Origin of the sequence: Planktotalea frisia (genome assembly GCF_001890925.1) — a bacterium.
Taxonomy (GTDB): domain Bacteria; phylum Pseudomonadota; class Alphaproteobacteria; order Rhodobacterales; family Rhodobacteraceae; genus Planktotalea; species Planktotalea frisia.
In genome coordinates, this window is the sequence record NZ_MLCB01000193.1 from 1 (window position 1) to 19,045 (window position 19,045).

General features: G+C 54.3%; 15 protein-coding genes and 3 pseudogenes. 8 read left to right on the plus strand and 10 right to left on the minus strand.

The window, feature by feature from the left end:
• Positions 1–204: 204 nt before the first annotated feature.
• The 5 genes from PFRI_RS17775 to PFRI_RS17795 form a co-directional block, all read right to left on the minus strand.
• A complete protein-coding gene (locus PFRI_RS17775) occupies positions 205–1,008 on the minus strand; it encodes an ABC transporter permease (RefSeq protein ID WP_111445582.1) in 804 nt (267 codons plus the stop codon).
• 152 nt (positions 1,009–1,160) lie between these two features.
• On the minus strand, positions 1,161–2,201 hold the full coding sequence (locus PFRI_RS17780; RefSeq protein ID WP_245812453.1) for a polysaccharide biosynthesis/export family protein: 1,041 nt from the start codon (positions 2,199–2,201) through the stop codon (positions 1,161–1,163).
• A 192-nt stretch (positions 2,202–2,393) separates the two neighbouring features.
• Positions 2,394–3,323, minus strand: coding sequence for an NAD-dependent epimerase/dehydratase family protein (locus PFRI_RS17785; RefSeq protein ID WP_072632047.1), 930 nt, complete (start codon positions 3,321–3,323; stop codon positions 2,394–2,396).
• Complete coding sequence (locus tag PFRI_RS17790) at positions 3,307–3,861, minus strand: sugar transferase (protein WP_072632048.1); 555 nt, start codon at positions 3,859–3,861, stop codon at positions 3,307–3,309. The genes PFRI_RS17785 and PFRI_RS17790 overlap by 17 nt, the downstream gene beginning before the upstream one ends.
• 134 nt (positions 3,862–3,995) lie before the next feature.
• Entirely contained in the window at positions 3,996–5,024 is a 1,029-nt protein-coding gene (locus PFRI_RS17795) for a replication initiator protein A (RefSeq protein ID WP_072632049.1), read from the minus strand.
• 459 nt (positions 5,025–5,483) lie between these two features.
• Between PFRI_RS17795 and PFRI_RS17800 the strand changes: the two genes are divergently transcribed.
• The 3 genes from PFRI_RS17800 (at position 5,484) to PFRI_RS17810 (ending at position 9,449) form a co-directional block, all read left to right on the plus strand.
• On the plus strand, positions 5,484–6,875 hold the full coding sequence (locus PFRI_RS17800; RefSeq protein WP_072632050.1) for an AAA family ATPase: 1,392 nt from the start codon (positions 5,484–5,486) through the stop codon (positions 6,873–6,875).
• Positions 6,876–6,929: 54 nt separating this feature from the next.
• Complete coding sequence (locus tag PFRI_RS17805; RefSeq protein WP_072632051.1) at positions 6,930–7,922, plus strand: ParB/RepB/Spo0J family partition protein; 993 nt, start codon at positions 6,930–6,932, stop codon at positions 7,920–7,922.
• 108 nt (positions 7,923–8,030) lie between these two features.
• Complete coding sequence (locus PFRI_RS17810) at positions 8,031–9,449, plus strand: mannose-1-phosphate guanylyltransferase/mannose-6-phosphate isomerase (RefSeq protein ID WP_072632052.1); 1,419 nt, start codon at positions 8,031–8,033, stop codon at positions 9,447–9,449.
• Positions 9,450–9,550: 101 nt separating this feature from the next.
• Here PFRI_RS17810 and PFRI_RS17815 read toward each other — a convergent pair whose 3' ends face one another.
• Positions 9,551–9,853, minus strand: a complete 303-nt coding sequence (locus tag PFRI_RS17815; protein ID WP_072632053.1) for an H-NS histone family protein — start codon at positions 9,851–9,853, stop codon at positions 9,551–9,553.
• 209 nt (positions 9,854–10,062) lie between these two features.
• Here PFRI_RS17815 and PFRI_RS17820 point away from each other — a divergent pair, with 209 nt between their 5' ends.
• Complete coding sequence (locus PFRI_RS17820) at positions 10,063–10,692, plus strand: sugar transferase (protein ID WP_072632054.1); 630 nt, start codon at positions 10,063–10,065, stop codon at positions 10,690–10,692.
• On the opposite strand, the gene PFRI_RS17825 is transcribed toward PFRI_RS17820, so the two are convergent.
• The 4 genes from PFRI_RS17825 to PFRI_RS17840 all read right to left on the minus strand — a co-directional run bounded on the left by PFRI_RS17825 (position 10,689) and on the right by PFRI_RS17840 (position 15,663).
• Positions 10,689–11,693, minus strand: a complete 1,005-nt coding sequence (locus PFRI_RS17825) for an SDR family NAD(P)-dependent oxidoreductase (protein WP_072632055.1) — start codon at positions 11,691–11,693, stop codon at positions 10,689–10,691. The genes PFRI_RS17820 and PFRI_RS17825 overlap by 4 nt on opposite strands.
• Positions 11,694–11,795: 102 nt before the next feature.
• Entirely contained in the window at positions 11,796–12,872 is a 1,077-nt protein-coding gene (locus PFRI_RS17830) for a DUF2793 domain-containing protein (protein WP_072632056.1), read from the minus strand.
• Between the two features lie 84 nt (positions 12,873–12,956).
• Positions 12,957–14,336 carry a phosphomannomutase gene (locus PFRI_RS17835; protein WP_072632057.1) on the minus strand — a complete coding sequence of 460 codons (1,380 nt, stop codon included), beginning with the start codon at positions 14,334–14,336 and terminating at the stop codon, positions 12,957–12,959.
• A gap of 4 nt (positions 14,337–14,340) precedes the next feature.
• A complete protein-coding gene (locus tag PFRI_RS17840) occupies positions 14,341–15,663 on the minus strand; it encodes a UDP-glucose dehydrogenase family protein (RefSeq protein ID WP_072632058.1) in 1,323 nt (440 codons plus the stop codon).
• A gap of 165 nt (positions 15,664–15,828) precedes the next feature.
• Between PFRI_RS17840 and rfbC the strand changes: the two are divergent.
• The 4 genes and pseudogenes from rfbC to rfbD all read left to right on the plus strand — a co-directional run.
• Positions 15,829–16,392 (plus strand): annotated as a pseudogene (rfbC, locus tag PFRI_RS17845) (dTDP-4-dehydrorhamnose 3,5-epimerase).
• A gap of 5 nt (positions 16,393–16,397) precedes the next feature.
• Positions 16,398–17,435: pseudogene (gene rfbB / locus PFRI_RS17850) on the plus strand (dTDP-glucose 4,6-dehydratase).
• Positions 17,436–17,616: 181 nt separating this feature from the next.
• On the plus strand, positions 17,617–18,141 hold the full coding sequence (locus PFRI_RS17855) for an acyloxyacyl hydrolase (protein ID WP_072632059.1): 525 nt from the start codon (positions 17,617–17,619) through the stop codon (positions 18,139–18,141).
• Positions 18,141–19,045 (plus strand): annotated as a pseudogene (rfbD, locus tag PFRI_RS17865) (dTDP-4-dehydrorhamnose reductase); the annotation flags it as partial. The gene PFRI_RS17855 and the pseudogene rfbD, both read left to right, overlap by 1 nt.

Here is a 19,045-nt window from a genome sequence, read left to right on the forward strand (position 1 = left end):
GCAGCAGCAGGCTTGGCGGCAGCAGCAGGCTTGGCGGCAGCGGCAGGCTTGGCGGCAGCGGCAGGCTTGGCGGCAGCGGCAGGCTTGGCAGCAGCGGCAGGAGAAGGGGGCGTGTCACTCATGATGATATAGTTTCCACTGCTTCAAACCTTCAATCTTCACAAAGAACCTAACCAGCACAACCAGTTTTCACCAGCCCTAGCATCACTTTTCAAGTACGCGTTGGTAGTTGGCGCGAAGGAACAACAAGCCTGCCGCCATGAGAACAAACGCTACACCAAAGCCGTATCTCAACGAGATATAATCAGCGCTGTAAGTCTGGTAAAATCCCATCCTCATTAGTCCAGTTACATGGAAAACAGGGTTCCACCACAAAATAGTCTGCACGAAGCGCGGCATATCCTCGAAAATAAACAAAACGCCTGAAGCCATGAACATTGGGCGCATTATGATCCGCCACAAAATATCCCAAACAGGAAACAGCCCGCCCAACAAACAATTCATCAACCCCACCCCAAGTCCAAGGGCGGCTGCCATCGATAGGCCAAGTAAAATAGGCGTAATTGAAATAATCGTATGCGTGTCTACGACAAGCAAGATACCCGTGATGACAATGCAAAACACTGTCAGCAAAGTGATCGTATTCAATACAAAACGAGCCAAAATCGTATCAAGCCATGTCACGCGTGGATATGCCAGCATTGCACGAGAATAAATCAATGAGCTCGAAATCTTACTTTGAAGCTGGTTATATAAATCAAACGGTAGAAATCCTGTGCTGTAGAACAGAATAAAGCTTGTGCCCAAAGACGGGCTTCGAAACAGCAGGCCAAAAGCCAGTGCCAAAACCATAATCATGCCGATCGGCTGTGCGATCGCCCAAAAATAGCCCCCTGGAGAACGGCCATAGGTCGATCCCATCTCACGCAACATTAAGGCAATAACCGTCCGCAGCGTTAAAAAACGAGGCGGGCGCAGGCTAGCCGTTTCATGAGATGGGGATGACATCATCCTTTGTTTACAGCCCATCGACGCCAAGAGGGCAACCCTCCCTCTGCCAAAACACACTACTTTAATACGCTCTGTCAGACACAGGACTCGCCCAAATCACTCAAAGGGATGACGGAGCTCTTTTTTTCCCGGTCGCTTTTCGCGCAGCTTTAATTCGTAGCTGAACTTGCCGCACTCGCCACACCGAAGACAGAGCCAACAAGGCTCAGAACCGTGCGCACGTTGTTGACCGGGCTTTCAGTCGCATAAACAACGTCCTTGGGGTTCACATGGAACTGGCCGGCACTGAACACACCATCCGCACTTGCCAGATCCAGCGTAAAGATCGCCCGCTTGTCAGAGGGCCCTTTTATACTGTCTGCGCGCACCGCATTGGCGCTATATTCACGTAAGATCAAAATGCCTTTGATGTCCGCACGGCTGTCAGACACGCCCCCCATAAGCGCGACCGCATCCAGTGCTGTCACATGATCATTGGGGAAGGTGATCAGCTCTTCCTTGCCTGTCGCGCCAAGCGCGAGGAAGTAGCTTTCATCTTCGGCCACCACGATCTTGTCACCGCTCACCAGCGTTGTGTCAAGCGCGGGAGACTTCAAAAGCTTGTCGAGTGCGATCGCATAGGTGATGTTGCCCCGCAGCACGCGGATCTGCGGGTTCTCGAAATTATCCTTCGCGCCCCCGCCAAGAGAGAGCGCTTTCAAAACGGTCGTGTTGCGCTCTTCCAGCGGGAAGGAACCCGGCTTGTTCACACCAGAGACCAGATCGACCGAATGCCGGCTTCCTGCGTCTGCACTCAATTGGACTTGCACAGAGGGCGAGACGGCCATGAACGCGTCCTGTACTTTTTCACGCGCGCGCGCTTCGGACATGCCCGACACTTTGATCGTGCCCACATAGGGCAAGAAGATTTCACCGTTCGTGGAGACACGGCTTGGCTGGATCTGCGCCACTTTCTGCCCACCCGAGGTCAGCAGCGAATTCGGATCACTGTCCCAGACCGACATGGACACGGAATCGCCCGGCAAAATAACCCGTCCACTTGGCCCCTGACGCTTCCCTAACCACTTGTAGCGGCTCACATTGCCCGTACGCGGCCATTTGTTAATGCGCGGCAGCAACTCTTTGGTGACAGGGTAGACCGCGAACTCGGCGGTTTCATCGTCTTTGACCTTAATGATTTCAGATTGCAAAGCCGCCCCTCGTGGCAATGAGCACCCCATAAGGGTCAGACTCAAAAGGACAAACATGAGGCTTCTGAATTTAGGAATCATCCTACGTCTCTATGACTAGATCAATACCCCTGTACCTAGTCGCGCAAACCCCCAACACGCAACCATAAATAGGGGAAAGCCCTAAGATAAACACCAAATGTGGTTATCAGACTATGGGTCGTGCCTGTCTGCAGCACGCTTTAGAAACTTCAGGCTTGCGGGCATCTGCTCGTGTGGGTGCCACCCAAAGGCGGTGTCCAACACCTCGATATCTTCGCACATCAGCGGTTCGAAAATCGCGTCTGCCTGATCCCTTTTTCCCGTCAGCCTACCAGCCCAGCGGATAAGAGGCTTGGGCACACTGAATAAAATCACCCTACGCTGAAGCTGCTGTGCAATCATCCGCACAAGCGCGCGTGTGGACACATCTGCCCCATCATGAGGCTCAAACGCTTTGCCATGCTGTGCGTGCCACTGCGCATCACTGGCGCTGAGCAGTAGGGCGATCAAATCCGACAGATTGGCGCGCGATAAATAGCTGCGCGGCGCATCGGCATTCTTCAGGGGGAGCAGCGGTGCACGGCGCACCAAAGCCAGTAGCGTCCCGAAACTTCCCCGCGCACCGTGTCCGTAGATCACTGGCGGACGCAGGATCACGCAATGCACCCCGTCTTCAAGCCCGCTTAACGCCGCCTCTTCCGCACTTTTTTTCTGCAAAGCATAGGCACGCGCCTTGCTCGGAGCATCTTGCGCAAGGCGCACAGACACAGAACTGAGCACAATGACCCGCTTCACCCCATGGGCGCAGGCCGCACGCACCACGCGCGCCGCCATCAAAGCCGTTTTAGCGCCCTCAGGATCAGACGCCTCCCCCCCCATGCTAGCCGCAAGGTGGATCAATGTCTCAACCCCATCAAACGCAATGCTTGGGATGTCCTCTTGCGCCAGATCAGACACGCGCCAGCTATGCGTACCTAAATCACCAGAGCGTTGGATACGGCGCACATCGTGCCCTTGCCCCTCAAGATGCGCGCACAGATGGCGCCCGACGAACCCGTTGGCCCCCGTCACCAGCACAGCTTTATCAGGGTTTGATGGCATCACCTGCACCTTTGCCACGCACCGTTGCCCAGATGATCTGAATATCAAGCCAAAGGGTGCGACCTTGCACATAGTCACTGTCGATCTTGGTCAAGCGCTCCGGGTCGGACATGTCCAAGCCTTGCACCTGTGCCAAACCTGTGATGCCCGGCAGCACGCTATAGACATTTTGCGCATCACGCGCCTCGATCAGAGCAGTCTGCGAGGGCAAGCAAGGACGCGGGCCGACGATATTCATATCCCCGAACAAAACATTGGCGATCTGGGGCAACTCATCAATGCCCGTACGGCGCAGAAATTTACCCACCTTTGTCACTTCTTCATAAGACGCCTGATGCGAGGCAACTGTGGCGGTGCTCGTTTTCATCGTGCGTATCTTATAGCAAGAGAAAGGGACCTTGTTCTTGCCAATCCGCTCTTGTTTTAGAATCGGAAAAGACCGGTCTTCGCGGTACACAAGCGCAAACAGGATGATCCATACTGGCGTCAGCAGGATCAACGAAACAACGCACAACAAAATGACCGGTAAACGCGCCATGGGGTACTCATATTATAAAATAGATTTCTAAAAAATCTTATCAGGCTTTCCCGCTACGGTATTGTCAATAACCGATCAAGGGGTCTTTCTCGCGCTTAACGTCAGTTTCACGCGGGCACATGCTGCTGCATGCCTCACCTCTCCCCGCGCGCCTTCACAAAACCCACAAAGGCCGCATCGCTTGAGCGCAACCGCGGCTTGCCCGAGCGCGCCCAGAAATCGCGCCACTCGGCCTCTAGCACATAAACATCCATGCCCGGTGCCAAAGCGCGGGCTGCTTCGATCGCATCGTTTGAGAGAGGCGGCAGATGCAGAGCATCCTCAACCACCGATCCGCGCGCAGAGAATCGAATAAGATCCCCCTCTTCCTCAGACATCTCATAGCCCGGCAAATGGTCCGCCTTAATCATATCGCGGATCATCTTGCGAAACACCCGTCGCGGCGACGCAGAGCCTGATTTCTTCAAAAGCACCTCAACAGAGACCCGCCATGATTTCTGGCGCCCGCAGTGTTTGCGCGCGAGCTCGTAAATGCGCCGCTCCAGCGGTTTGCGCAGCCGGAAGTAGTCTGTGCTCAGCGTCAGCACCGATTTGCTCTCTACGGCGCGAAACAGCCACTCTGAGAGCACAACAGAGACCGACACCATCCGCCCGCCTCTACTGGCGCGCACAATCTGCCAGCTCTCGATCAGACCAAAGCCGCTCGTGACCTCTTGCCCGCCCGTCATCATGTTCGTCGTAATGCGTGTCCCCGCCAGCCGCTCAAACGCTTCGCGCAGGCGCTTGTAGCCATCACCCGATGTTTCGCGGTTCGTCGCCACCAACAGATCATGCGCGCGCAAAGTGAGGGTGCGCGAAATTTCACGCCCCGCATTCAGCGCCGCCATCAACTGGCTGATACAGTAAATCAGGATGTCCTTGTCATGCAGCGTCGCGAGGCCCTTGACCGAAGGCGTCACTGTGATCTCTGTCCCGTTATGTTCGTAACTCAGGATGCGCTTATCAGGCCGCGTCGAGAGCGAGAACATCGGATGCTCCATGCTCGCCATGTCATCCTTGGGAAGCGCGTCAAAGATATCGCACACGAAAAAATCGCGTGTGGGGTGCCTCAAAGGATCTAACCTGTCAGAACCCAGCCCTAAAGCCGGAAATGTATGTGCCATTATACTGCTCTACTGCCTCGATCAGGGCTCGCCTCATTAAACGGGCAAGTCTCACGTCACGGGATTCGTGTTTTCATTAACACCTAGCCTAAAGTTATCCACAGGCTGCGTCTACGATTCGAGAACCTGAGGGCCAATCAGATCGTGGGATCAGAGTCGCTTTGACGTGGTTTTAGAGTCGCCTTATCGTGGGTTCAGAGTCGGTGCTTGAGACACAACAATGATTAAAACATACAAAATCAGATACTTATAGGAAACGACGAATTCCCATAACTGAATCAATAACAGATTCATAACAGGACTTTTTTCCACATCACTCCCCAAAAACCCTCTGTTTCCTCTAAAAACCCCTTGGATTTACTTAGAAAAAGCGAGTGTTGTGAAGGTTTTGCTTCCATGTGATGTGTTTTCGCGTACATTGAACAAAACAGCGCACATCTAGGCAACATGGGATACATCATGGCCAAAGACATTAAGGCAGAGCAGCCTCCATATTTCAACATTAACCCTGACAAGGCACTTGCTGCTTTGGAGGGGCCAGTCACAACAGACGGCTTCGCGAGCATTGCTCAAGCATGTGCGTCTGGCCGTGATGACCTGGCCTCTCGGGGAATGAACGAGGATGGGCGCAAACAGCTGCGCCTCTTCTCCACGTGGGAAATCACCAAGTATCTGATCCCCGTCGCGCAGGCCCATTTTCGCCGTGTGCTGAAACAAAACCCAGAGCTGCCCCAGGGCACCAGCGAGACCGACGGCGGCGCCAAATGGTTCACCTTGGACGAAGTTCTGCGCCTGCGTGCGCACTTCGCCAGCGGCGGATCCAAGGCGAAAGAATACCAGCCTTACCGTCCCGAAGGGTTGCCTGCGAAAATGGTTGCTGTGGCGAACTTCAAAGGCGGCGTTGGCAAGACATCCACTGCCGCGCATCTGGCTATGTCCGCCGCACTTGATGGTTACAAAGTCCTCGTGCTCGATCTCGATAGCCAAGGCTCCATGACCTCCATTTTCGGCGGCAAGGTTGACGATGAATGGGGCACTGTCTTTCCCCTGCTCGCGCGTCACTATGGCCAGCATCTGCGCGTTGAAAACCAAAAGCGCCTTGAGCGTGGCGAACAGCCCCTGCCCCTTGATGATACCCTATCTGAGGCGCTCAATATCACCGCCAACGATCTCATCAAACCAACCCATTGGCCTAACATCGACCTCATCGGCGCCCAGTTGAACCTTTATTGGGCGGAATTCCAGATCCCTGTCTGGCGCATGCAAGCGCGCGGCTGGAAGCTTTGGGATGCCCTCACCGAAAGCCTTGAGGCCGACGGCGTGCTCGACAAATACGACCTGATCTTCATCGACACCCCCCCTGCCCTCGGCTACCTCACGATCAACGGTCTTGCAGCCTCTGACATTCTCTTGGTCCCCCTAGGTGCGTCGTTCCTAGAGTTCGACTCCACAGGCCGTTTTTTCGACATGCTGCATTCGACCTTTGCCAGTATCGAAGAGGGTGAAAATATAGCCGCCCGTGCATTGGGGCGTGATGAGCTCGCGTTCGAATGGGACGCCGTGCGCGCCGTGATCACGCGCTATGATGGTGCGCAGCAGGCAGAACTGGCGGGTCTTATGCAAGCCTACCTTGGCCGCACCCTTAGCCCGCATCGCCAAGACTTCACCGCACTCATCGGGCAAGCTGGCGAACAGGTCAGCGGCATCTACGAGGCCGACTACCGCGATTTCAACCGCGAGACTTATGTGCGTGGACGCGAAACATTTGATGCGACCTATGCGGCCTTCAAGGAACTGCTGCTGGGTGTTTGGCGCCGCGATGAACTCGCTCGGGAGCGTTCCGATGCTTAACCATAATTTCACGCCCATCCGTTTCCCTGCGTCCTTTTCAAAGGAGAACACATAATGGCCAAACGCAAACGCCTGGCACCTGCGCAACCACGCAGTGCGGATGACACACCGCTGGAAACCAAATCCATCACCGGTCTTTCGCCCCACCCTGCCCCACCTATTGCCAGCGTCGCTGGCGACGCTTCTGCCACCGCAGCACTTGAGGAACTCTCCGAGACCCTGCGCCGTGCGCGTGCGGAAGGGCGGATGATTACGCCCATCCCTCTGAGCCAGATCGATGAAACCTACCTCGTGCGCGACCGCGTTGTGGTGGATGGTGAAGACATGGAGGCGCTGAAAACCAGCATCCAAGCACGTGGTCAGCAAACCCCGATCGAAGTCGTCGAGCTTGGCAAGGATCGCTACGGTCTGATCTCTGGCTGGCGCCGTCTGCAAGCTTTGCGCGCCAATGGTGCCGACGCGGCCAAAGCGATCATAACTGCCCCGCGTGAAGCGCCAGATGCCTATATTGCGATGATCGAAGAAAACGAAATCCGCGTTGGCCTCAGTTATTTTGAGCGCGCGCGTATCGTGGTGAAATCTGTTGAAGCGAGTGTCTTTGACAGTCACAAAAGCGCCTTGCAGAGTCTGTTTTCAACCGCTTCGCGCGCCAAGCGCTCCAAGGTGAAATCTTTCATTCCACTGGTGCAAGCCCTAGGCGATCACTTGCGTTTTCCTGCCGAATTGGGCGAACGTTTTGGCCTTCAGCTGAGCAAAGCTTTGCTCAGCGATCCCTATGCCCCACGTCGCATGAGTTCTGCTTTGCGCGTCGCCGATCCCCAGAGCGCACAGGCAGAGCAAGACGCTCTCAATGAGGCTCTAAAGCAGTGTTTAGAGACTGAAGAAAAGCCTATGAGCCCAAAGGTGAGCAAGGCAAAAGTCAGAAGCGTTTCGCCCATTGATGGTGTTCAAGTCAGCACCACCGGCAGCGCGATCACCCTGCAAGGTAAACGGGTTGATCCGATGCTCTACAGCGATCTTTTGCAATGGCTCAAAACGTGGGCCTAACTTTCATTTGTTTCGCGCGCGAAACATTTATCTCTTAACACCCCCTTGCCAAACTTTCGCCCAATGAGGACGCTATGCAAGCAGGTAAGGCAGGCAAAGGCATTGGTTATGATTACTCCGGTTCTTCTCGCAGGTGGGTCGGGCACGCGGCTTTGGCCGCTGTCGCGCAAAAGCTATCCCAAGCAATTTGCAGATCTCGGCCAGCCTGATACGCTGTTTCAATCCACGGTCAAACGTCTCGCGGGTAAAGGGTTTCGTCGCCCTGTTTTACTAACATCAGAAGACTATCGTTTCATCGTGACGGAACAGATGGGGGGTGCTGGCGTATTGCCCGAGGCGATCTTTATTGAACCCTCCCCCTGCGACACGGCGCCTGCGGTCTTGATTGCCGCGCTGTTCTTGCAAGCGAGCGATCCTGACGGGCTGATGTTGATTGCGCCTGCTGATCATGCAATCCCCGAGACGCAAGCGTTTCGCCAAGCGGTGGATGCTGCAATTCTAGCGGCTGAAGCGGGATCAATCGTAACGTTTGGTATTACGCCTGATCGCCCTGAAACGGGTTATGGCTATCTCGAACTCAGCGGAGAAGATCACCCAAAGGACGCGCCAGAACCGCTCAAAGCGTTCATCGAAAAGCCAGAGCTTGCGCGCGCAAAAGCGATGCTCGCCTCTGGTCAATTTTTGTGGAACGCTGGTATCTTTTTAGTCTCTGTAAGGGCGATTTGTGACGCATTTGCGCAGCATGCTCCTGAGATGATGGCCCCTGCTCAAGCGGCATTGGATAATGCCAAGCAAGACCTTGGCTTTCGCCGCCTTGATGCGAGTGCCTTTGCGCAATGCCCGAAGATTTCGCTCGATTACGCGATTATGGAAAAGGCGGATAACCTTCAGGTTCTGGCGTTTTCGGATGGGTGGTCTGATCTGGGCGATTGGGAAGCCTTGCGGCGCATCACTGACAAAGACGCGCTTGGGACTGCCTTGGTCGGTGAAGCGACTTCTGTTGACTGCAAAGACAGTCTTTTATGGTCCACTGCTGAGGGGCAAGAACTGGTTGGCATAGGGCTTGAGAACATCATCGCGGTGGCGATGCCTGATGCTGTGCTGGTCGCAGATCGCCGACGTGTGCAGGACGTCAAAGCGGCGGTGACGGCGCTGCGAGAGAAAGGTGCGAAACAAGCGGATCAGTTCACTCGGGATCACCGCCCTTGGGGTTGGTTTGATTCACTCGCGATGGGCCCGCGCTTTCAGGTGAAGCGCATTGTTGTAACGCCGGGCAGTCAGCTCAGCTTGCAAAGCCACGTGCACCGCGCAGAGCATTGGATCGTGGTCGAGGGCACAGCCCACGTCACCATCGATGATGAGGTGAAAATGGTCGGTGAGAACCAGTCTGTCTTTATTCCCCTCGGCGCGATCCACCGGATGGAGAACCGCGGCAAGGTGAATATGACCTTGATTGGAGTGCAGACAGGAAGTTACTTGGGCGAAGATGACATCATCCGTTACGAGGATGCCTATTCGCGCACGTAAGTTGAGCATGTCGCGTTCATAAGGAAACAGAAGAACGCTTCCTCTCCCGTTGGTCGAACGCGTTTTCTTTTACTTTTTGAGTCTGAAAGAACGCAACAGCTCTAGATCAGCGCGTCGTCGCGAGAACCGCCAGCGGCCTCAAGATCTTTCATCCACTGTGGGATACGACCACGACCCGTCCACGTCTGATCGCTATCCTTTGGATTGCGATACTTCGGTGCACTGACCTTTTTGACTTTGCCAACATTGGCAAGATCAGACAGAGAAAAGCCCAATTCAGCGGCTTTCTTTTCCAATTCTGCCAGTGCTTCGCGTTTTTTACGATCTTTGAAATCTGTGATCGTTTTATCAACGTCTTTGCGTAGTTTTTTCAGCTCTTTGAGCGAGAGTGTATTTAGATCCATTTTTCATCCCCATGAATAAACGATGAGACCAACAATACTAATTAATGACCTTTTCATAGAGTAAAAAGACTGGCGCGTCTCACTTTTTACGGTAATTGCTTTAAGTCTAGCGTCAGTGAAGCACGCTTTACACTTGGCTTGTAAGGCGCTTTTAGAATTACTTAAGACGTGTGCGGTAATGTCTGGCCAAGTGGTGAGGGACTTTGCTGATGGCGTATTGTGAGATTGAAAAGGGCAGGGGATTCCCATCGCATGCGCGCGGGCCTGTGTTTGGGATATACACACGCTTTGGCAAACGGATGTTTGATCTGGCGTTCGTTGTTGCGTTGTTTCCTGTCTGGGGCTCGCTCATCACGTTTCTTTGGATTTTGGCAAGGTTAGAGACTGGTTTTGGAGGTTTTTCAGATGAACGCGTTGGTCAATTCGGGCGCAGTTTTCGGTGTTTGAAAATTCGTACAATGCGTGCTGATGCGGTTCGTGTCTGCGCTGCTTACAAAGACGTATGTGACCCGAGAATTACTCCGCTTGGGCGTATTCTGCGTCGCTCCAGCCTTGATGAGCTGCCGCAGCTTTGGTGCGTTCTGAAAGGGGAGATGAGCCTTGTTGGCCCGCGTCCTGTACCTGCTTTGGAACTCAATCGCTATGGCGCGCAACGACATGCCTATTTGCAGATGCGTCCGGGGCTTACAGGGCTTTGGCAGGTGTCTGGCCGCAATGCACTTAGCTATGAACACCGCGTTGCATTAGATACGCAATACGCGCGATCTGTTTCGTTTTGGAGCGATTTGAAAATCCTATTCGCAACGGTGCGCGAAGTAGTGCGATTAAGCGGGCGCTAGGTTCTATATTCGGCGTTATACCATTTCACGAACTTCGCAACGCCATCCTTTAAATCGGTGTTGTTCATTGGGCCGATCAAATCCTGCATGAGGGTGGCATCCGCCCAAGTGCTCGGCATATCACCAGGCTGAATATCGAGCATGTTTTGCTCAGCTTTCTTCCCAAGCACCTCTTCCAGCGCCTCGATAAAGTCAGTGAGCTTGGTTGGGGAGCCATTGCCGATATTTACCGCTCGCCACGGCGCAATCGCAGAGAGATTGTCAGCCTCGCTCACAGGCGCATCGCCCGGAACGGCATCCATCAAGCGGCGCACAGCATCCACAAGGTCGGTCACGTAAGTAAAGTCGCGCAGCATATCGCCGTGATTATACACATCGATCGGGCGATCATTCAGGATCGCATCGGTGAATTTGAACAGGGCCATATCAGGGCGCCCCCAAGGGCCATAGACCGTGAAAAAGCGGAACATCGTCGTTGGAATGTTGTAGAGATGCGCATAAGTCTGCGCCATCGCCTCTGTCGCCTTTTTGGTGGCGGCGTAGAAGGACATTTGCGTGTCGACCTTATGCACTTCGCGGTAGGGCATCTCGGTGTTGGCGCCGTAAACCGAAGAGGTAGAGGCGATCAGCAAATGCTCAGGCGTGTGATGGCGCGCGGCCTCGAGCAGCTCGAACGTGCCGTTGATGTTGCTCTCCACGTAAGAGCGCGGCGCATCAATGGAATAGCGCACGCCCGCTTGTGCAGCGAGATGCACGACCATGCGAGGTTTGTGCATGGCGAGCAGGTTTTCCAGAACCTTTGGTGCCTCAAGACGGGCGATCACAGGGGTGTAGCCTTTGTGTGCTTTGAGCAGGCTCGCGCGCTTCTCTTTCAAGTAGACGTCGTAGTAATCGGTCATCGCATCGAGCCCGATCACATTAAACCCATCCGCAAGCAAACGCTGACACAGATGATAGCCAATAAATCCGGCGCTGCCGGTGACAAGGATAGGGCTGCTCATGACGTGTCTCCTGCTGCGCGTCTTGCCCAGAGATATGGCGCGCAGCCGTGGTAAAGGCAAGGCGGCGTAACGCGCGCGCAAATGTTTCGCGCGCGAAACAAATCAGCCGATCTTTGTGCCCCAGAAGCAGGTTTCATCTGCTTTCATGTAGCCATCAAAGGCGCGAAAATTGCCCTGAAGTTCGATCGTATCACCTGCACTAAGCGGCGAGAGGGTTTGCAAGGGCAGGGTGGTTGTTTCGGAATTATGTGTGCCGGAAGCCTCGGAGGTGGTGCCAGGAATCGCAGTTGTTCCGTTCAGCACAAGCCGTCCTTGCATGCGCGCACCCGCGTTGCCGTTGGTTTTATACATCAGGCTGGCGCCCAGCAGATAGGTGCCATCAAGCGGCGCTGTAAAGCAATTTGTGCTTGGACCAAAGCAAGCCTGATCATTGTTTTCAGCCACGTTGATACCAAGCTTGGTCCATGTGCCAACGCCAACGTAATTGTCGTAATTGGTATGGGCTTTGAAGCGGGGCAGGCGGGGTTGATCGGCGATGCCTGTGGCTTGATCAATGCAAAGCGCGTCGTTGAAAGCATTGCCATCGGGGCTAACAGAAAAGCGCAATTTGCTGTCGCCAAACAGACCAATCAAGGCTCGCGTTTGGAAATCATCTTGCAGGATGAGGCCCACATCCGAGGTACCGTTTTCGCGGTTTAGGGTCTGTATCAAGCTACCCGTGCCGCCATCACCGTTATAAAGCGCGCTCCACAGAGCGGCGTTCAGTCTCGCAGCGAACGGGACAGAAGGATCGGCGTTCATGCCAAGGCCAAACAGGTTTGCGCTTTGGATTTGGCTCGGCGTGAGTTCTTGCCAATCGGTGCCGTCAAAGACAACCATTACAGCGCGCGCGACCACATACCCACGCCATCCGATGCGCGGTGTGTGAAACTGCCAGAGCCCATCGAGGAACGCGGCAATCGCACCGTCTTGTCCTATCCAATCACCGCTCGCACCATTGGGGATCACATAGCACTGCCCCTCGCTCGGGCTGGCGGGTGGCGCGGTTTGCGCATCATCCTCAAAGCTGAGCTGTACGAGCATATCGAGCGCGCGCACCGCCTCGTTATGGGTGACGTGTTTTTGCGCTTGCGCGGCTTGGATGAACGGCAAGGTAAGGCGGGCACTGGATTGGGACATTGGGGGCTCTCCGTCAGGGTTTGAAACTGGTCCAGACGGTGCTTCATATTTCTTAGCTGAGTGTAACCTGAGCGCGCGTTGCGTCTAATTGAGCGCGGCTTGTAGTTTGCTAAGGTGTAACGACAGTAGTTTGGTGGCGGCTGAGGGGCTGGAAGACTCTGTATAGCAGCGAAACTCAGGCGCGTTCCCCGAGGAGCGCAAATGGACAATGTCGCCATTTCCGAACGTTACACGTAGCCCATCGGTGACGTCTGTCTGGACTTCGGGACTAGAGGTGTCAACGAAGGCGGCACGGGTTGCTGCATTAGAAGATATATCTTGTAAAAATTGAGCGGAAGCCTGTGTTGGAATGCCTTGCAAACGATCTGCCGCAGTGAAGCGTTTTGGCAATGCTTTGAGCAGCGCAGAGACAGGCTGCTTCAGTGCGTTTGCAGCGGCAATAGGCGCGATGAGCGGTAAGAGGCAATCGCGGGTGATCAAAGGGGCAAGTGGCCCTGTATTTCCCTGTGCTTCAAACCCAAGCAGAAAGCCACCATTGGCTTCATAGCCGATGACTTTCGCGGCAGGGTCTTTTGCTAAGGCATCTTCCATCGCCGCGACGACATGAGGTGAGCCGATACGTGTGCGGGCTACAGACTCAAAGAGGGTCTCGACTTGCGTGTTTGAGGACACAGGCGTGCAAATGATGTCTGCTTTCAAGGTTTGGGCCGTCAACACGCCGAGCACATCCCCTGGCACCACACATGCGCTTTCATCCACAAGCATCGGGCGATCAGCGTCACCGTCTGTGGAGACGAGCACATCAAGGCGATGCTCCTTTATCCACCCTGCGAAGAGGGTCTGTGTTTCGGGATCCAACGCTTCTGTATCGACTGGAATAAAAGTGTCTGAGCGCGCGATAGAGACTGTTTGAGCGCCAAGACGCGCCATCAGCTCAACGAGCATATCACGCGCAACCGAGGAATGCTCATAGACCCCGATACGGAGGTCCGACAAAGCATTGGGCCCATAAGCGGTCTCGTAGCGTTCAATAAACGCAGAGGAGGCATCGCTGGTCTCGAGGGTACCTTTAGGGCCAGTGGGTTGTGCACTGCCCAGGGCCTTTAGAATGAGCGTTTCATCAGCTTTAGAAATTTCACCGCTCGGGAGATAGAATTTCAACCCGTTACGATCCGCTGGAATGTGACTGCCTGTGACCATAATGGCAGCTGCACCTTTTGCAGCAAAAGCCAAGGCAGGTGTCGGAAGGGCACCGCAGTCAGATACATCAAGACCACAAGCAAGCGCTTCTTCAATTATCCATTTCGTAATCAATGGTGAAGAGGGGCGTAGGTCCTGCCCAACATACAGTTGGGGTCCTGTATTGCAGGCGGTTAGAAAGGCGCGCGTGTAGTCGCGGACAAGTATTTCTGTCAGCTCACTTACAAGACCGCGCACGCCGCTCGTGCCGAATTTTGGGGCCATGTTGTTAGTCCTTAATAAACCCAGCACGGCCGATGCTGTCATAGGCTTCAAAACCCGCACGCTTAGCATCCTTGACGGAATAAACGTTTCGCAGGTCGGCCATACGCGGCAGGGCCATCTTGTTCGCTAATTTTTTCAGGTCTAGCGCGCGAAACTCGTTCCATTCGGTCAAGACAACCAACAGGTCAGCGTTCTGCGCGGCCTTATAGGGATCCTCAACCCAGTTCACGCCGGGCAAAAGCGCTTCGCCCTCGTGCTGGCCTTGAGGGTCGCACACGCGCACTTTGGCACCGCCACCGACAAGTGCGGGAACGATCGTCAGGGCAGGGGCGTCGCGCATATCGTCCGTGTCGGGTTTGAAGGTCACGCCCAGCATGGCGATGATCTTGCCGTTGAAAGAGCCCTCGCAGAGGTCCTCGAGTTTGGTGATCATGCGGCGCTTGATCTCTTCATTTACGCCAATCACCGTTTCAGTGATCTGCATTGGCACGGCGTGCTCTTGGCCGATCCGTGCGAGCGCCTTGGTATCTTTGGGAAAACACGAACCGCCATAACCGGGGCCAGCTTGCAAAAACTTGCTGCCGATGCGCGCATCCATGCCCATGCCGTTGGAAACCTGTTTGATATCAGCGCCAACCTTTTCGCACAGCATCGCAATCTCGTTGATGAAGGTGATCTTGGTCGCCAAGAACGCGTTGGCGGCGTATTTTATCATCTCGGCGGATTCCAAATCAGTGACGACAACAGGGAAATCGCGCATCTCAAGCGGGCGATAGATCTCGTTCATCACTTCGGCGGCTTTGTCAGACTGCACGCCGACGACAACGCGGTCCGGCTTCATGAAATCATCAATCGCTGCCCCCTCGCGCAGGAACTCAGGATTAGAGGCGACATCGAAATCAAGCTCTGGGTTGGCCTTTTTTATCGTCTGTTTGACTTGGCGATTGGTGCCGACAGGCACGGTGGATTTAGTGACAACGACCACATAATCCTTTGCCATCATCGCGATCTCTTCTGCGGCGGCCATCACATATGACAGATCCGCATGCCCGTCCCCGCGCCGCGTGGGTGTGCCCACAGCGATAAACACCGCTTCGGCGCCCTCGATGGCACTGGCCAGATCAAGGGTGAACGACAAACGTCCTGCCTCGACATTCTTGGCCATGAGCGCACCAAGGCCTGGCTCATAAATTGGCACTTCACCACGCTCGAGCATCTCGATTTTCTTTGGGTCTTTGTCGACACAGACCACATCGTGGCCGAAGTCCGAAAAACAGACACCAGAGACGAGACCCACATAGCCTGTCCCGATCATTGCGATTTTCACGGGGGTTTCCCTTATTGCTTGTTTGGTGGTTGTATGGAGCAAAGTCTTGAATGTGGTCAACGTACTCGCAAATCATTTCACGAAGGGGCCACCTATTTGACACTTTATGTTAGTAAATTTGGGTTAATGTTTTCGAGTGAAGATAAGAAGAGTGAAGGTATGAGTATGAAAGTTGATCGAACAAAAGTACTGGATGTGCTGGCTGTTATTCCCCAGCGCTTCGGGGATGAACGTGGCTTCTTCTGCGAGAGCTATTCCAAGCGGCGCTTTGAAGAGATTGGTCTGTCGTTTGATTTCGTTTAGGATAATTACTCGATTAGCGCCAAAGCAGGCACCGTTCGCGGTTTGCACTTTCAAGCTCCGCCTCATGCGCAGACTAAATTGGTGCGCTGTGGACGTGGGCGTTTGTTGGATGTGGCGGTGGATATTCGCAAAGGCTCTCCGACCTACGGGCAATGGACCAGCGCTGAGATGAGCTTTGAGAATGGTGTGCAGCTGCTGATCCCGTATGGGTTCCTGCACGGTTTTGTTACTTTAGAACCCAACACAGAGATTATTTACAAATGCGACGATTATTATGTGCCAGAATGCGATGGTGCCGTGCGCTTTGATGATCCTGACATTGGCATTGATTGGGGCATTGACCCTTTGAGCGCAATCTTGTCTGACAAGGACAGGGCAGCACCTTTGCTAAAGGATTTTGACTCGCCCTTTATTTTCGAGGGGTAGAGCAGATGAAAATACTTATCACAGGTGGAGCGGGCTTTATTGGGTCCGCAGTTGTGCGCGCAGCGATTGCGCAGGGCCATAGCGTCGTGAACGTCGATAAACTGACCTATGCGGCCTGCCTTGATAACGTCGCCAGCGTTGCGGATAATGAGAGTTATGTTTTCTTTCAGGGCGACATCTGTGATCGCGCAGCCATGGATCGTATTCTGAAAGAGACGCAACCCGAAGCTATCATGCACCTCGCGGCGGAGAGCCATGTGGATCGCTCCATCGACGGGCCTGGTGCCTTTATCTAAACCAATGTGACGGGAACCTACACGCTGCTCGAAGCCGCGCGCGGCTATTGGAACGCACAAGACAAGCCGGACACGTTTCGCTTCCATCATATCTCGACGGATGAAGTTTACGGCTCGCTCGGCGCGACAGGCATGTTCACCGAGGACACGCCCTACGATCCGCGCTCGCCTTATTCAGCGAGCAAAGCCGCCTCTGATCATCTCGTGCGCGCATGGGCGGAGACCTATGGCCTGCCTGTGGTGTTGACCAATTGCTCCAACAACTATGGTCCTCACCATTTCCCTGAAAAGCTGGTGCCTGTGGTGATCCTCAACGCGCTCGCGGGCAAAGATATCCCAGTTTACGGTGCAGGCGAAAATATTCGTGATTGGCTTTATGTCGAGGATCACGCGGATGCGCTCTTGACGGTTCTGACCAAAGGCGCGCTCGGCCGTAGCTACAATATAGGTGGCGAAAACGAAGCTAAGAACATCGACCTTGTGCATATGATCTGTGCGCATCTCGATCAGATGCGCCCCAAAGACACGCCCTATGCCGAGCAGATTGTCTTGGTCACTGATCGTCCCGGCCATGACATGCGCTATGCGATTGATCCCACGCGCATTCGCGAAGAACTGAATTGGCGTCCTTCTGTGACGTTGGAAGAAGGGCTGGAAAAAACCGTCCGTTGGTATCTCGAAAACGAAGATTGGTGGCGCGCGTTGCAGGCCCGAGACGGTGTTGGAGACAGATTAGGAACTGCTTGAACATAGGCTAATCCCTTCCCCCTTTTTTTGCGCTTATTTTAGAGCTGTGAAGTTGGCAGGAAATAGGGAGTCTTTGTTCGCATGCGAAATACGCACTCAGAATAGACATTCTTAATGTAGAAACCGGGCTGACAGGCTTGCCTGATTTGCGTATGTCTGAGTTGCATTTAAGGAATATTTTATGGACGGACGTCTCGCGGTACTCTTCTTTGTGATCGGTCTTACCGATATGAAGACCAATGATTGCGAGACCGGCTGCCTTGGGCGCACCCCTGCGCAAGAGGCGATTTCGCTTTCACTAGGCAGTACCATTTTCCAAGAGCAATTTATCGGACAAGAAGCCTACGTTCGCTACGATATGGGCACGTCTTTCGGCCCGTTCCAGCCCACTGTTGGCCTGTCGGTGACAGATACAAATGACATATGGGTCGGGCTTGGTGCGACACATACAACGCGCTTTTGGGATCGCCCTTCTGGTGCGGGTGGTTACGCGCAATTGCACGTTATGCCAGGTGTCTACACGCGTGGATCTGGGCCGGTTCTGGGTCATCCGTTTGAAATTCGCTCTGGCGCAGAGATTGGCTATCAGACAAAGAACGGTCTGCGCTATGGCCTGTCTTATGATCACCGCTCGAACGCTGGCCTGTCTACGCCTAACCCAGGCATGGAAACCCTGCAGTTCCGCGTCAGCGTTCCGCTAAGCTGATGCGCGTTCTCGTCTTTGGCAAAACCGGACAAGTCGCGCGTGAACTACAGCGATACGACGGCGTGACGGCGCTTAGCCGAACTGATGCAGATCTCAGCGACCCTGCCGCTTGTGCTGCGATCAGCGCCGAAACAGAGACAGATGTGATCATCAACGCCGCTGCCTAGACGGGTGTCGATGCCGCGGAAACAGACACTGAAATGGCGTTTAGGGTCAATGCAGAGGCTCCTATATCAATGGCTAAAGCCGCCGCAAAACGCGCCTTACCCTTTCTTCATATCTCGACAGATTACGTCTTTGATGGCTCTGCCACGCGAGCATGGCGTGAGGATGACGCCACTGGCCCGCTTGGCGTTTACGGTGCTTCCAAGCTCGCGGGCGAGCACGGCGTGCGCGCAGCTGGCGGCCCTCACGCCATCCTGCGCACTTCTTGGGTGGTCTCTGCGCATGGCAATAATTTCGTCAAAACCATGCTACGCCTTGGCATTGAATGCGATGCTTTAAGTATCGTTGCGGACCAAATCGGTGGCCCAACTTGCGCGCGTGATATCGCTGCTGCGCTGATGACGATGGCAACACAATTGCACACCGATCCAAGCAAGAGCGGCACCTATCACTTTGCAGGTACCCCTAGCGTATCATGGGCCGATTTCGCGCGTGAAATTTTCAAGCAAGCGGGTATAACATGTGATATCAGTGACATCCCCTCCTCCGCTTATCCAACCCCCGCAGCACGCCCCTTAAATTCGAAGCTGGATTGCTCTAAACTAAGCACAACTTTTGACATCAATCGCCCGGATTGGCGGGTAGGGTTGAGCGATATTTTGAATAATTTTGAAGGTATATACCGCTGCTACCCCAAAACCCGAATTTTTTCATGGGTTATGACGCGGAAATTGTCTGA

Coding starts and splice junctions, on each gene's coding strand:
- PFRI_RS17775 (WP_111445582.1), bottom strand. CDS start 1,008: ATGTCATCCCCATCTCATGAAACGGCTAGCCTGCGCCCGCCTCGTTTT.
- PFRI_RS17785 (WP_072632047.1), bottom strand. CDS start 3,323: ATGCCATCAAACCCTGATAAAGCTGTGCTGGTGACGGGGGCCAACGGG.
- PFRI_RS17790 (WP_072632048.1), bottom strand. CDS start 3,861: ATGGCGCGTTTACCGGTCATTTTGTTGTGCGTTGTTTCGTTGATCCTG.
- PFRI_RS17795 (WP_072632049.1), bottom strand. CDS start 5,024: ATGGCACATACATTTCCGGCTTTAGGGCTGGGTTCTGACAGGTTAGAT.
- PFRI_RS17800 (WP_072632050.1), top strand. CDS start 5,484: ATGGCCAAAGACATTAAGGCAGAGCAGCCTCCATATTTCAACATTAAC.
- PFRI_RS17805 (WP_072632051.1), top strand. CDS start 6,930: ATGGCCAAACGCAAACGCCTGGCACCTGCGCAACCACGCAGTGCGGAT.
- PFRI_RS17810 (WP_072632052.1), top strand. CDS start 8,031: ATGATTACTCCGGTTCTTCTCGCAGGTGGGTCGGGCACGCGGCTTTGG.
- PFRI_RS17815 (WP_072632053.1), bottom strand. CDS start 9,853: ATGGATCTAAATACACTCTCGCTCAAAGAGCTGAAAAAACTACGCAAA.
- PFRI_RS17820 (WP_072632054.1), top strand. CDS start 10,063: ATGGCGTATTGTGAGATTGAAAAGGGCAGGGGATTCCCATCGCATGCG.
- PFRI_RS17825 (WP_072632055.1), bottom strand. CDS start 11,693: ATGAGCAGCCCTATCCTTGTCACCGGCAGCGCCGGATTTATTGGCTAT.
- PFRI_RS17830 (WP_072632056.1), bottom strand. CDS start 12,872: ATGTCCCAATCCAGTGCCCGCCTTACCTTGCCGTTCATCCAAGCCGCG.
- PFRI_RS17835 (WP_072632057.1), bottom strand. CDS start 14,336: ATGGCCCCAAAATTCGGCACGAGCGGCGTGCGCGGTCTTGTAAGTGAG.
- PFRI_RS17855 (WP_072632059.1), top strand. CDS start 17,617: ATGGACGGACGTCTCGCGGTACTCTTCTTTGTGATCGGTCTTACCGAT.